We start from the raw sequence: 13,390 nt of genomic DNA, 5'->3' as shown, positions 1-13,390 counted from the left end.
TTTTACGCGAACAGCAAGTTCGCTTCGTCAAGCGTTCTCGAAGCGCTGATGGCGATGACGAGAATGTTATCCGGCATCTGCGTTGGAGAAATTTGCGATGCGCATCCGCAGCTTGCTCGCAGCACTTGCTGCTGGAACCGGATCGACACCGCACAATGTGTGAAGCAGCGCATTGAGACGCCGAACTGCTGCGTCTAGCCTCACCTGCATATTTCATCACGAACAACTTCAGCTTTAGTTGCTTTCCGTCGTAACTTTTCAAGGAGGTACTTTATGAGCAGTCGTCACGCCACTACGCCGCGCGGCCTCAACGCCACCCGTTCCCCACTGTCACAAGGCCGCTTCGGCCGCATGTTTCGCACGCTGACGCCGGCGACGTTCGGTCCGAACGAAGCCGACAACATTGCCAACCTCTCCGCCCTCGCCGATAACATGGTCGGCGATTTTGATCCGCCCAAGGACGGTCCCGATGCCGAGGAGAGCGGAATTCCCGCGCTCTACACTTATTTCGGCCAGTTCGTCGATCACGACATCACCTTCGATCCGGTGAGCTCGCTGGCCAAGCAGCAGGATCCCGACGGGCTCATCGATTTCCGCACGCCGTCCTTCGATCTGGACAATGTCTACGGTCGCGGGCCGAACGATCAGCCCTACATGTACGACGGCAACGGCAAGTTTCTGCTCGGCGACCCGCTCACCGGCACCGGCGTCTCCAACGCCAATGACCTGCCGCGCTTCAGGGGTCGCGCCCTGATCGGCGATCCCCGCAACGACGAGAACAGCATCGTCTCGCAGTTCCAGGGGTTGATGCTGCGCTTCCACAACCGCATGGTCGACGACAACGGCGGCCTCTCGTTCCAGGACGTGCAACAGCGTGTCCGCTTCCACTACCAGTATGTCGTGCTGAACGATTTCCTGCCGCGCATCGTCAATGCGACCGTGCTGAACGATCTCAAGACCGGCGGCCGCTACGATCGCAGCAAGCTCGCCTACTATCACTGGAAGACCTATCCCTACATGCCGGTCGAGTTTTCGGTCGCGGCCTACCGGCTCGGTCATTCCATGATCCGGCCCGGCTATCGGCTCAACGACGCCGCCAACATGCTGCTGCAGATCTTCCCCGACCCCAACAACCCCGACACCAACGCGCTGACCGGCTTCCGCAGCATGGGGCCGGGACGCGCCATCGACTGGGGTCGCTTCATCGACGTCGACACACGCGCCTATGGCGTCGAGGACGACAGCACCAATCCCGACAACAAGCGGCGCCTCCAGTTCGCCTATCGCATCGACACCTCGCTGGTCGATCCGCTGCGCCAGCTGCCGCCGGAGGTCGCCTCCAACCCGTCGTCGCTGGCGCTGCGCAATCTCGAACGCGGCTGGCGGCTTGGCCTGCCCTCGGGCCAGGCGGTCGCGAGGGCGATGCACCAGACGCCGTTGACCGACGAGCAGATCAAAATCGGCCGGGCCGTCGACAATCCCGGTGCCGGCGACCCGCAGGTTCCGATCGCGTCGATCGCGAACGGCGCGTTCAAAGGCAATTGCCCGCTCTGGACCTACATCCTGGCGGAAGCGCGTCAGTACGCGACAAAGGTCACGGTCGCCGCCACCGGCGCGCCGGCGACCGGAATCACGACGCCGCAGCTCGGCCCGGTCGGCGGCCGCATCGTCGCCGAAGTCTTCCTCGGCATGATGTTCGGCGACGCCTCCTCCGTGCTGTCGCTCGACCCGAACTGGGCGCCGGTGACCGGTCCCGATTTCAAGCTGAAGGATCTGGTGACCTACGCGCTCGGTAATGGTGCTCCGCTGCATTGAGCGGGTGAGGGTTCACGATGCGAGGCCGTCCGTGTCATGCGGGCGGCCTTTTTGTTTTCACGCGCGTGAATGATGACAAGGACTAGTGCGCCGACGAAGGTGCGTTCCCTCCCCCTTGTGGGGGAGGGCTAGGGAGAGGGGTAGCCCAGCAAAAGGTTTCGATTATTGACGATGAAATGAGGGCAGCTAAATCCCCGTGTGGTACCCCCCTCCCTGGCGCTCCCCCACAAGGGGGGAGGGAACGGAGAGAGCGGTGCTGTAGGCCCAACCCGTTCGGCTTCAGCACGTCACAATGCAGTCTTGTGCGCGGCTGTGAGGCCGCTCTCCGCAAGCCGCGCCGCGAGCCAGAGCGACTGCGGCGGATCGAGGACGCCGCTGAGATAGACTTCCGACATCGTCACGCCGTACTTGTCTAGCACCAGCAGCACGCCGATCCAATAGGCGAACCAGATGTGCGGATCGGTCAGCGCCATCAGCTTGTGCTGGTCGTGCTCGAGCGGCGTGTGATTGCTGGCCTTGCGGATCTCGATGGTGAGCAGATTGTTCGGGATCTCGCGCTGGTGCACGACGACGTCAGGATAGATCGACTTGCCGAGATGATCGTCGGTCGAGATGATGCTGCCGCGCGGCAGATGCAGCGTGCGCTCGCCGAGGCGGTCGTAGTTGCAGTCGACGGCCCAGCCCGAAAATTGCTGCTCGAGATAGACGGCGAAGCGGTGCGTGATGGCGCGTTCGCCGACGTCCTTCTCGAACAGGAATGTTTCCTGGGCATAGAACTCCCTGAGCGCCGCGATCACCTTGTTCAGCTCGGTCTGCATCGTGCCTCCGGGCCATCACGCGTGCGAGATAGTTCGTAGCCCGGATGGAGCGTAGCGCAATCCGGGGTTCTCGCAAATTGCACGAGTCCCGGATTACGCGGAGCCTGTCATCGGGCGGCGCTTTGCGCCGACCCGTTGGCTCCATCCGGGCTACAAGAGGGCCGGAGTTCGCGGCGCGACCTACATCTGCACCTCGATCAGCCGCGGGCCCGGCTCGGCGACGGCTTCCGCCAGCGCCTTGTTGAACTCGTCGGCATTTGTCACCGCGCGGCCGGGCACGCCCATGCCCTTGGCCAGCGCGACGAAATCGAGCGTGGGACGGTCGAGCCTCAGCATGTCGTTGGCGCGCTGGCCGGGCTCGCCGGCGCCGACATTGTCGAACTCGCCGCGCAGGATCTGGTAGATGCGGTTGGCGAACACGATGGTGACGATGTTGAGGTTCTCGCGGGCCTGGGTCCACAGCGACTGGATCGTGTACATCGCGCTGCCGTCGCCGACCATGGTGATGACCTTGCGATCCGGACAGGCGATCGCGGCGCCGATCGACAGCGGCGTCGAGAAGCCGATCGAGCCGCCCATGTTCTGCAGCCAGTCATGCGGTGCGGCAGCGGCCGTCGGCGGGAAGAAGCCGCGGCCGGTGGTGAGGGACTCGTCGACCATGATGGCGTTCTCGGGGATCGCACAGGCGATCGCCTGCGCGATCGAGGCGAAGCTGAGCGCACCGGTCGGCTTGACCAACTCCTGCAAAGCTTGCGGCTTGACGTCCCTGGCGCTGGCCTTGACGGCGCCGGCGAGCGCTTCCAGCGCCGCCACCGAATTCTCGCCCCAGGAGGTCATGCGATGGACCTCGCAACCCTCGGGCTTGAGCATGCTCGGCTTGTTCGGATAGGCGAAGAACGCCACGGGATCGTCGGACTCGACCAGCACGATGTGACGGAATTTTGCCAGCATCGGCAGCGCGTTCTCGATCACATAATGGATACGGTCGATCGAGTAACGGCCGCGGCCGCGCGCCATCTTCGGGCGGAAGGTCGGGCCCATCACGGTGCAGCCGGTCTTGCCGGCGATGCGCTCGGCCAGCGCCAGGCCGTGCTCGCTCAAGGCGCTGCCGGTCATCAGCAACAATGTCCCCTCGCCGTCCCCGTGCAGGATCCTTGCGGCCTTCTCGACCGCCTGCGGCGAATAGCTGGCGCGCTGCTGCTCGGCCGGAACCTCGGCGATGCCGTCGGCCTCGTTCCAGGCGGTGTCTGCGGGGAGGATCAGGGTCGCGATCTGCGGCGGCGCGCTTTTGGCGGCGGCGATCGCGGCGGCGCCGTCGGCGGCGACCGCCTTGGAATTCGGCGAGGTGCGGACCCAGGATGACATCGGCCGGGCCAGGCCCTCGATGTCGGAGGTCAGCGGCGCATTGTAGTCGATGTGGTAGACGGCATGCTGGCCGACGATGTTGACGATGCCGGAATTGGCCTTCTTGGCGTTGTGCAGATTGGCAAGGCCATTGGCGAGACCCGGACCGAGATGCAGCAGGGTGGAGGCAGGCGTGCCCTTCATGCGGAAATAGCCATCGGCCGCGCCCGTCACCACGCCTTCGAACAGGCCGAGCACGCAGCGCATGCCGGGCACGCGGTCGAGCGCCGCGACAAAATGCATCTCTGAGGTGCCCGGGTTGGTGAAGCAGACGTCCACCCCGCCCTTGACCATCGTCCGCACCAGGCTTTCCGCACCGTTCATCCCATACTCCCGCAAGGCCATTTCCGACGTTCCATCGGATCAATCATTGTTCGCGCGGCCCGTCAAAGCAAGTGCGGGCATTGCGGCCCTGTCCCGCGCCGCGATGCGCTTGTTTGGCTAACAGTGTTTTGAGGCGGTTTCCGATTTGGTAACGGCAACCACCACGCCTCACGCGGCCGTGGCTTGCGAAACGCCGGCAAATATGGCCTGTGTTTTGCCATTGAATCGATTTTTTTTGCTGGGGGGAATGAATGATCCGGTTTCTTGCCGCAACTGTCGCCACCATGGTGGCCGCGACGATCGGAGCGAGCAGCGCATCCGCCGCGGGGATGGTCGACTTCACGGGCACCAGTTCCACCGGCTATCTCGGTGGCGGCGCGAGCCCGATCCCACGTGCCACCGTCATGTATAACGGCAATTATGCCCCCGGAACGGTCGTGGTGAACACGGCCGAGCGCCGGCTCTATCTGGTGCTCGGGAACGGCCAGGCTTTGCGCTACGGCATCGGCGTCGGCCGCGACGGCTTCCGCTGGGGCGGGGTGCACAAGATCACCGCCAAGAAGGAATGGCCGGAATGGACGCCGCCGTCGCAAATGCTGGCGCGCCGGCCGGACCTGCCGCGCCACATGAAGGGCGGCATCGAGAATCCGCTCGGCGCGCGCGCCATGTATCTGGGCTCGACGCTCTATCGCATCCACGGCTCCAACGAGCCCGAGACGATCGGCCAGGCCGTCTCCTCGGGCTGCTTCCGCATGACCAATGACGACGTCACGGACCTCTACAGCCGCGTCAATGTCGGCACGACAGTGGTGGTGCTGAACAACTAGCCGCATCGACGGTGCCGTAGGGTGGGCAAAGGCGCATTTGCGCCGTGCCCACCATCTGTCTCGATCGCGAAAAATGCGTGGGCACGCTTCGCTTTGCCCACCCTACGGCACCGTGCCTGAAGCGGACGGAATCTGCTTGACGCGCGCATTTGCGGACTTGTGTGCACGCAGCGAATACGGCAGCGTTGCACGACGATGAGCGCATTGGTCCCACCTGCCCTACGCTTCGCCCTGCTGGCGTTTGCAGCGCTCACATCTGTGCCTGATACCGCTACCACGGCCACCGCCGGCGAATTGCCCGCGGTCGCCTCGCGCCAGCGCACCGAGAAAAAAAGCTTTACCGACGCCGAGATCGTCGACGGCTTTTTCAAGACTGCCTTCGGCGCCGAATACCATCTCGCCGGCCGCGTCGATCGCATCCGCAAGTTCGACGCCCCGGTGCGCGTGTTCGCCGAGACCGACCGCGCCGACCGCAAGGTGCAGCTCGGGAAGGTCGTGGCCGACATTGCCGCGCGCGTGCAGCATCTCGACATCGCCATGACGGACACGAGCGAAGCGGCCAATGTGCGGGTGAAGCTGGTGCGCGACCGCGACCTCTACCGCACCATCACAAGCTTCTACGGCGCGGAGAAGGCGCGCGAGATCCGCACCTCGCTCGATCCGCAGTGCCTGTCAGGATTCCGCAAGAACGAGCAATTCGAGATCGAGCATTCCGACGTCATCCTCACTGTCGACGTCAGCGACTTCACCTTCCTCGACTGCGCCTACGAAGAAGTGCTGCAGTCGCTCGGGCCGATCAACGACACCGCGAGCGTGCCGTGGACCATGTTCAACGACAATGTGTCGATGGGCTATTTCGACGTCTACGACCAGTACATCCTCAACCTGCTCTACGATCCCCGCATCAAGGCCGGCATGACCGTGCCGGAGGTGAGAGCGGTGCTGCCCGAGGTGCTCGTGGATGTGCGCGCCTGGGTGAGGCAGGTGAATGATTTGAAGGAGTGAGGTGGTCCGTCATTGCGAGCGTAGAGACGCCCCACCCTACCCCACCAAATCGGCCACCGTGGTCGCGGCTTTCAGCCCTGTGCCGGTGAGGACTGCGACGGTGGTCTCATTCGCCTTGATGGCACCGCTGGCGGCGAGCTTCTCCAGCGCCGCGGCCGCGCTGGCGCTGGTGGGCTCGGCGAACAGGCCCTGCCGCGAAAGACGGCGCAGGGCGGCGACGATCTCGTCTTCCGTGAGCGCAACGGTGCCGCCGCCGCTCTCGCGCAAGGCACCGATGATCTCGCGCAGGCGCAGCGGATGCTTGATCGCGGTGCCTTCGGCGATGGTCTTGCTCACCTCGCGCGCGACGGGCGTGTCGACGCCGGCCTTGAAGCTGGCATCGATCGGCGAGCAGTTGAGCGGCTGCGCCGCGAACAGGCGCGGCAGCTTTGCGATCTGCCCCGCCTTCAAGAGCTCGCGGAAGCCGAAGGCGCAGCCGAGCAGGCTCGAACCGGCGCCGACCGGGACGATGACATTGTCGGGCGCGCGAAAGCCGAGATCTTCCCAGATCTCATAGGCGAGCGATTTGGTGCCCTCGAGAAAGAACGGCTGCCAGTTATGGCTGGCGTAAAAGGTCTGGCGCGATTGCCTGATGGCTTCGGCCTCCGATTCCTCGCGCGGACCTTCGACGAGCTGCACTTCGGCGCCATAGGCGCGCACCTGCGCGATTTTTGCGGGAGAGGTCGAGGCCGGCGCCAAAATCTTCACGCGGATGCCGCCGGCGGCGCCAAGGCCTGCCATCGACGAGCCGCCATTGCCGGAGGAATCCTCCAGAATGGCGTTGACGCCGATCTGCCGGAGAAACGACAGCATCACCGCGGAGCCGCGGTCCTTGAAGCTGCCGGTCGGGTTGAACCATTCGAGCTTGAAGAACGGCCGCAGCTCGCCCCAATCCTGCGCGACCAGTGGCGTGCAGCCGGTGCCCAGCGAAATCGGATCCTTGATCTCCACCGGCAGCGCCGCGCGGTAGCGCCACAGCGACCGCGTGCCGCGATCGATGTCGTCGCGCGAAATCCCCGCCCCTGGTGTCACCAGCAGCGGCGTGCGCTCGTCCGAGCACCAGCGCGGCTCATGCAGGGAATAGAGCTTGCCATTGCGGGGATCGATGTAGCTGGCGGTGGACATGTTGGTTGAAGGCATTGGCGCACTCCGGGGGCAATCCGCCCGGTATGTCCGAATACGCCGGCTTTATCCAGTCGGCCGACGCGCCTCTTCAAAAAATTTAACAATTACATAGATATAGGGCGCATCCAGGCGCCTTCGCCGATCCGGGCCGGCCGGCGCGGCGGGCCGTCCCGCACGATTAACTTGTCTGTCGCCAAGGGCCGTTACAATATGGTGGATTGCGTCGCCGGGCTCCGCTCCGGCAACGCTGATAAGTCAGGCCCGTCCGAGCGGCGGGCCGTTGGCTTTTTGGGAGTTTGGCCATGAGCCGCGCGAACCGTACTGAGCATATCCGCCTCACCTCTCATCCGGAGCCGGGCAAGAAAGCCGCCTACCCGATTCATTGGGGCGCCGCCGACGCGCGCGCCCGCGGGCCGATCATCGGCACGGTGTCGCGCACCGGGGATCGCAACGTGATCGGCAGCCATGGCGGCTCCTATGCGATGTACCGCGCGCTCGCGGTCTCCGCCGGCGCGCTCGATCCGATCCGGCGCCCCGATCTCACCAACACCTTCCCCGCGGCGACGATCGGCCCGTTCGAGCAATGGCGCGATCCCGCCAAGATCGTCGCGCTCGATCCCTGGGGGCATCTGGTCGCCGAGAATTTCGGCAAGGACATCGCCGAGGGCGTCGATATCAGGCCGAGCATCGCGGTGACGCGGGCGCGGCTCGACCTGCCCGAGATCCGCGAGGCGCTGGCGGCCAAGCGCCTGCGCGCCGATGGCGAGGTCGTGCACGCCAATGGCAGCGTCTCGGTGGTGAAGATCGCGATCGATCCGGTCTGGTACCTGCCCGGCCTTGCCGAGCGCTTCAAGACCAACGAGACCGAGCTGCGCCGCACGCTGTTCGAGCAGACCGCCGGCATGTTCCCCGAGCTGGTGACGCGCCCCGACCTGAAAGTGTTCCTGCCGCCGATCGGCGGCACCACGGTCTACATGTTCGGCGATGTGACCAAGCTGCCGGACCATCGCACCAAGATCACTTGCCGCGTGCACGATGAGTGCAACGGCTCCGACGTGTTCGGCTCCGACATCTGCACCTGCCGGCCGTATCTGATCCACGGCATCGAGGAATCCGCGCGCGGCGCGCAGGAGGGCGGGCTCGGGCTCGTGGTCTACAACCGCAAGGAAGGCCGCGCGCTTGGCGAAGTGACAAAGTTCCTGGTCTACAATGCGCGCAAGCGCCAGGAGGACGGCGATGCGGCTGCCGCCTATTTCGAGCGCACCGAATGCGTCGCGGGTGTCCAGGACGCGCGCTTCCAGCAGCTGATGCCGGATACGATCCATTGGCTCGGCCTGAAGCGCATCGACCGTTTCCTGTCGATGAGCGACATGAAATACGACGCGCTGACCTCGCAGGGCATCGACATCGTCGAGCGCGTGCCGATCCCGCCGGAGCTGATCCCGGCCGACGCCTATGTCGAGATCGCCGCCAAGAAGGCCGCCGGCTATTACTCCACCGACATCGCGCCGGAGAAGGACGTGGGTGGCGTGGTCGGGCGTTCGCTGGAAAAATACTGATCTGGTAATGGCGGACGCTTCAGAACAAGAGGCACGCGCGCTGCTGACCGCGAAGGCGGTTCGCGCGCGTGCCGAGCGGATGCTCGAGATCGGCCTGAACGGCGGGCTCACGCATTTCACCGTCGATCTCGATCGCATGGATGGCGTTGCCGAGGCCGTGCTCGCGGTGACGCGAAAAGCCTATCCGACGCTCGACATTCCCTTCCACGCGCGCTGGCGGCATTTTGTGTCCGGCGGCGTCCACCGCTGGGCGCAATTGGCCGATGCGACCTCGTGGCCCGATCGCGCGGCGCGGGCGCGCGCGGAGTTCGACCTCGCCATCGTCAGCGTGCTGCTCGACGCCGGCGCCGGCGCGACCTGGCGCTATCGCGACGCGGTGACGGGACAAGGCATCGGCCGCTCCGAGGGGCTTGCGCTCGCGAGCCTCGACATGTTTGCCGGCGGGCTGTTTTCGCGCCATGCGCGCACCCCGTTCAGGGTCGATGCCGATGTGCTTGCAAAGCTGCCGCTTTCAGCTTTGACCGCGGCCTTCCAGGCAAGCGACGCCAATCCGCTGCTTGGCCTGGAGGGACGCACCGATCTGCTGCAACGTCTGGGCCGGCTGGTGGCCGCGCGCGCCGACATTTTCGGCCTGCAGGACACGCCGCGGCCAGGCGGGCTGTTCGATCACATCGCGGCACAAGCCACTGATGGCGCCGTCCCCGCGCCCGTGATCCTGTCCGCGGTGCTGAACCAGCTCGGACCGATCTGGCCATCGCGGCTCGAGCTTGCCGGCGTCCCGCTCGGCGATTGCTGGCGCCATCCCGCGATCAAGACTGATGATGCGACCGCCGGCCTCGTGCCGCTGCACAAGCTGTCGCAATGGCTGAGCTATTCGCTGATCGAGCCGCTGCAGCGCGCCGGCTTCGACGTCACCGACATCGACGGCCTCACCGGCCTCGCCGAATACCGCAATGGCGGCCTGTTCGTCGATCACGGGGTGCTGCGCCTGCGCGATGCCACCGAGGGCGATCGCGCGCATGCGGTGGATTCGCTTGTTGTCGTCGAGTGGCGCGCGCTGACGGTGGCGCTGCTGGATCGTGTTGCCGATCTTGTTCGCGCCAAGCTCGGCCGCACGCCGGATTCATTGCCGCTCGCCAGCATCCTGGAAGGCGGCACCTGGGCCGCGGGCCGCGCCATTGCCTTTGCGCGCCGTCCCGACGGCTCGCCGCCGCTCAAGGTGATCAGCGACGGCACTGTATTTTAGAGCATGGAAAGAGATTTGCGACCACGCGCGTCGTTGCGAGCAATGCCGGCTCGATAATTTCAGGAGCATCCGATCATGGAAGGCGTCACGATCGTCGATCATCCGCTGGTGCAGCACAAGCTGACCCTGGTGCGCGACAAATCGATCTCGACAAAGTCGTTCCGCGAGCTGATCAAGGAGATCGGCATGCTCTTGTGCTACGAGGTGACGCGCGACCTGCCGCTCACTGATACCGTGATCGAGACGCCGCTGGCGACGATGCATTCGGCCAAGATCGCCGGCAAGAAGCTGGTATTCGTGCCGATGCTGCGCGCCGGCACCACCTTCGTCGACGGCATGATGGACCTGGTGCCGACCGCGCGCGTCGCCCATATCGGGCTCTATCGCGAACCCGAGAGCTTTGCCGCGGTCGAGTATTTCTTCAAATCGCCGTCCGATCTCAGCGAGCGCCTCGCCATCGTGGTGACGCCTGTGGTCGCGACCGCCAACACGGCGGTGGCCGCGGTGGACCGGCTGAAGGAGCGGGGCGCCAAGGACATCCGCCTCGCCTGCCTGATCGCCGCACCGGAAGGGTTAGAGCGCCTGCGCGGCCTGCATCCCGACGTGCATATCTGGACCGCGGCGGTGGATGAAGGCCTCGACGAGAACGGCTTTATCCTGCCGGGCCTTGGCGATGCCGGCGACCGCGCCTACGGGACGCGGTAGTCGCGAAGCTAAATCTTCCCGCTGCCGCAGATGCCCTTCAGCGCCTGCCATTCCTTGTCCGTCAGCAGCGGCGGGCCGCTGGCGGGGCGGTCTTCCCTGGTCATGCGGGCAAGGCGGTCCTCGGTGAGCGGATGGCTCGCCAGGATATTCGCAAGGCCCGAGCCGCCCTCCTTGCCGGTGATGCGGAACATCAGCTCGGCCGCGGGCTTCGGCGAGCGGCCGAGCTTGTGCATGATCTCGATCGCGAACGTGTCGGCGCCGGTCTCGGCCTCGCGCGAATAGGAGGCCTCGACCACGCTGCGCGAGGCGAAGATCACGGCGGAGGAGCCGGTGACGTCGCCGAACAACAGGCCGATCAGGAACGAGGTGCCGCCGTTGTAGATCAGGCCGCGCATGTTGTCGTGATGCTTGAGGTGGCCGAGCTCATGGGCGAGGATGCCGGCGAGCTCGTCGGGAGTTTCGGCCTTGTCGAGCAAGGCGCTCAGCACGTAGACCTTGCCGCCCGGCAGCGCGAACGCATTCGGCACCGAGGTTCGCAGCACACCTGCCGTCATGGCATCGTCGTCGAGGCCGGCGGCATCGCGCAGGCGGTTGACGAGCTTGCGGAACGCCGCCTGACCGGCTGCGTCGCCGCAAGCCTCGCCGCGGAAGATCGTTTTCACCTGCACCTCGGAGGCATCGCCGATGCGCCGCTCGATCGGTTTCGGCACCAGCGGCGCGAGGCGATCGGCGGCCAGCGGCACGCCGAACAGCACGACGCAGACGATGGAAACGGCGGCGGCAACCGACCAGCCCACGATTTTTGCAACACCGCGACCGGTGGTCTGGTGCTCGTCGATGCGAGGGCAGCGTGCGATGAGATCGGCACTGAGCGCCGCGTCGCGAATCTCGAGCCGCGCCAGCGGCGGCGCAGATGTCGAGGTCAGGCGCAGGATGCCGGCCGGACTGTCGGCGCGGCGGATCTCGTCATAGGCCCAGCGCGTGACGGCCGGGCCTGCCTGGACGCCGCCGGGCTCGGCGATCTCGAGCGCGTCACCGAGCGTCAGGACGACCTGGCGCCGGCGGCTCGACAAGCCGTCGAAGAAGATCGCCGTCTGTCCAGGCCTGGACTCGGCGCCGGGCTCAGCGGTCACATCGCTCACGATCTAGAATCCCGCGACATCGAGACCATCGGCAAAACCTTCGCCGAGTGCGCTGGCGAGCTCGCCGCTGGCGCGGACGTCGGCCATGGCTCCGATATCGTGCACCTCGACGGTCTCCAGCACCATGGCCCAGAGATCGCGCTGAAGATAGACCCGCATGATGATGTTCATCGCAAGCGCCAGCGCGAAATAGCCGATCACCATGATCACCAACATCGGAATGCTCTTGGCGGCCTGGCCGGGTCCGAACAACTGCTCGGCCGGCACGCCGCTCAGCTTGACGGTGAGCACGGTGGCTCCGCCGAGATAGGCGCCGAACAGGACCGAGAGCAGCACCCACCAGCCGACCATCTTCCAGTAGAGGCCGTAGAAGGCGTTGTGCGGCAGCTCAGAGGACAGACTGACGCCGCCGATGCGGAGGCCGTTCAGCCACCAGCGCCATTCGCGCGCCTTGAACTCGGCATAGAGGAACGGCGCGAGCGGGAAGATCAACACTGCGATCGGAGTGAGCAGCCAGATCCACCAGCCGCGCTTGAAGAACTCCCAGCCGCTACCTTCGAAATCGCCTTGCAGGTCGCCGAAATGCGTGTGCTGCATCTTGTAGCGCTCCAGCGACGCCTCGCGCCATGGCAGCGCCAGGCCGAGCGTCAGGAACACCAGGACGCCCCACAGCATCGCGCGGAACGAATAGGCCCAGCCGGAGCCGTCCATCCAGAAGCGCACCCCGCGCCAGACCGTGCGCGTCAGCCGGTACCGGCGCGCGCGAAAGATCGCGAACTGGCCGAAGGCGTAGAAGGAGATGAACAGCGGCGTCGAGGCAAAGCCCTGCCAGCGCTCGAACTCGATGCCGACGAGGAAATAGGCGAGATAGATCGGCATCAGGATCGCGAGCGCGAACAGAAAGCCGACCAGCAGCTCCTTGGCGCGGCCGGTGTATTCGGCAGCGTCGCCGTCGATGGACGTGTTCGACCACAAATGGCGGCGGATGTCGGTAACGAGCCAGAACCGGTAGAAGCCGAAGGTCACGAGCTCCAGCATGGCACCCTTGGTCACCATCTTGCGGAACTCGGTGCGATTGCCGGTGAAATCGACCCGTGTGGGCGGCAACGGCGGCGGGACCGGTTCGGAAGGGCCGATGGGGGTCCATTGCATGTCGTTCACGGCTGCAACCTCTGGATGCGGAGCGTTCTCGCTCAAACTATAGATCAGAGATTAGTAGATCCCCAAGATGAGCGGGTTCGATTTACCTCGGTTTTGAGCGATTTCTGATAGGATTTCACTGGCTGAGCGTGCTGGAGATCACGTTCGTGGATGTCCCGTAGCCCGGATAGAGCGAAGCGCAATCCGGGGCAGCATCAATGGCGGCCAGAATCCCGGATTA

The 13,390-nt window shown here is 65.2% G+C and carries 11 protein-coding genes; 6 read left to right on the top strand and 5 right to left on the bottom strand.

The window, feature by feature from the left end; genetic code table 11:
• Positions 1-273: 273 nt before the first annotated feature.
• On the top strand, positions 274-1,815 hold the full coding sequence (locus ACNJX9_RS09220) for a peroxidase family protein (RefSeq protein ID WP_057744726.1): 1,542 nt from the start codon (positions 274-276) through the stop codon (positions 1,813-1,815).
• A 287-nt stretch (positions 1,816-2,102) separates the two neighbouring features.
• Here ACNJX9_RS09220 and ACNJX9_RS09215 read toward each other — a convergent pair whose 3' ends face one another.
• The gene (locus ACNJX9_RS09215) at positions 2,103-2,633 is read right to left on the bottom strand and encodes a hypothetical protein (RefSeq protein ID WP_439408517.1); all 531 of its coding nucleotides are present in this window, start codon (positions 2,631-2,633) and stop codon (positions 2,103-2,105) included.
• 180 nt (positions 2,634-2,813) lie between these two features.
• Complete coding sequence (locus ACNJX9_RS09210; RefSeq protein ID WP_439408516.1) at positions 2,814-4,361, bottom strand: acetolactate synthase large subunit; 1,548 nt, start codon at positions 4,359-4,361, stop codon at positions 2,814-2,816.
• 329 nt (positions 4,362-4,690) lie between these two features.
• Here ACNJX9_RS09210 and ACNJX9_RS09205 point away from each other — a divergent pair, with 329 nt between their 5' ends.
• On the top strand, positions 4,691-5,188 hold the full coding sequence (locus ACNJX9_RS09205; RefSeq protein WP_430648614.1) for a L,D-transpeptidase: 498 nt from the start codon (positions 4,691-4,693) through the stop codon (positions 5,186-5,188).
• A gap of 195 nt (positions 5,189-5,383) precedes the next feature.
• Positions 5,384-6,193: a DUF2927 domain-containing protein gene (locus ACNJX9_RS09200; RefSeq protein ID WP_057744716.1), complete on the top strand. Its 810-nt coding sequence runs from the start codon at positions 5,384-5,386 to the stop codon at positions 6,191-6,193.
• Positions 6,194-6,229: 36 nt separating this feature from the next.
• On the opposite strand, the gene ACNJX9_RS09195 is transcribed toward ACNJX9_RS09200, so the two are convergent.
• Positions 6,230-7,357: a threonine synthase gene (locus ACNJX9_RS09195; RefSeq protein WP_057744808.1), complete on the bottom strand. Its 1,128-nt coding sequence runs from the start codon at positions 7,355-7,357 to the stop codon at positions 6,230-6,232.
• A gap of 302 nt (positions 7,358-7,659) precedes the next feature.
• On the opposite strand from ACNJX9_RS09195, the gene ACNJX9_RS09190 reads away from it, so the two are divergent.
• From ACNJX9_RS09190 to upp, 3 genes are all read left to right on the top strand, one after another.
• Positions 7,660-8,916 carry a GTP cyclohydrolase II gene (locus ACNJX9_RS09190; protein ID WP_057744712.1) on the top strand — a complete coding sequence of 419 codons (1,257 nt, stop codon included), beginning with the start codon at positions 7,660-7,662 and terminating at the stop codon, positions 8,914-8,916.
• A gap of 7 nt (positions 8,917-8,923) precedes the next feature.
• Positions 8,924-10,162 (top strand): URC4/urg3 family protein, encoded by a 1,239-nt coding sequence (locus ACNJX9_RS09185; RefSeq protein ID WP_439408515.1) that lies wholly within the window; start codon positions 8,924-8,926, stop codon positions 10,160-10,162.
• 75 nt (positions 10,163-10,237) lie between these two features.
• The gene (gene upp / locus ACNJX9_RS09180; RefSeq protein WP_057744709.1) at positions 10,238-10,867 is read left to right on the top strand and encodes a uracil phosphoribosyltransferase; all 630 of its coding nucleotides are present in this window, start codon (positions 10,238-10,240) and stop codon (positions 10,865-10,867) included.
• 8 nt (positions 10,868-10,875) lie between these two features.
• On the opposite strand, the gene ACNJX9_RS09175 is transcribed toward upp, so the two are convergent.
• Entirely contained in the window at positions 10,876-12,009 is a 1,134-nt protein-coding gene (locus tag ACNJX9_RS09175) for a M48 family metallopeptidase (RefSeq protein WP_057744706.1), read from the bottom strand.
• 3 nt (positions 12,010-12,012) lie between these two features.
• Positions 12,013-13,161 (bottom strand): YjgN family protein, encoded by a 1,149-nt coding sequence (locus ACNJX9_RS09170; RefSeq protein WP_439410031.1) that lies wholly within the window; start codon positions 13,159-13,161, stop codon positions 12,013-12,015.
• Between the last annotated feature and the right edge of the window lie 229 nt (positions 13,162-13,390).

Source organism: Bradyrhizobium sp. BLXBL-03, from assembly GCF_051853015.1.
In the GTDB taxonomy this organism is placed as follows: Bacteria; Pseudomonadota; Alphaproteobacteria; order Rhizobiales; family Xanthobacteraceae; genus Bradyrhizobium; species Bradyrhizobium manausense.
The sequence above is the reverse complement of the archived record's forward strand: the minus strand, read 5'-3'. Positions and strand labels throughout refer to the sequence as shown.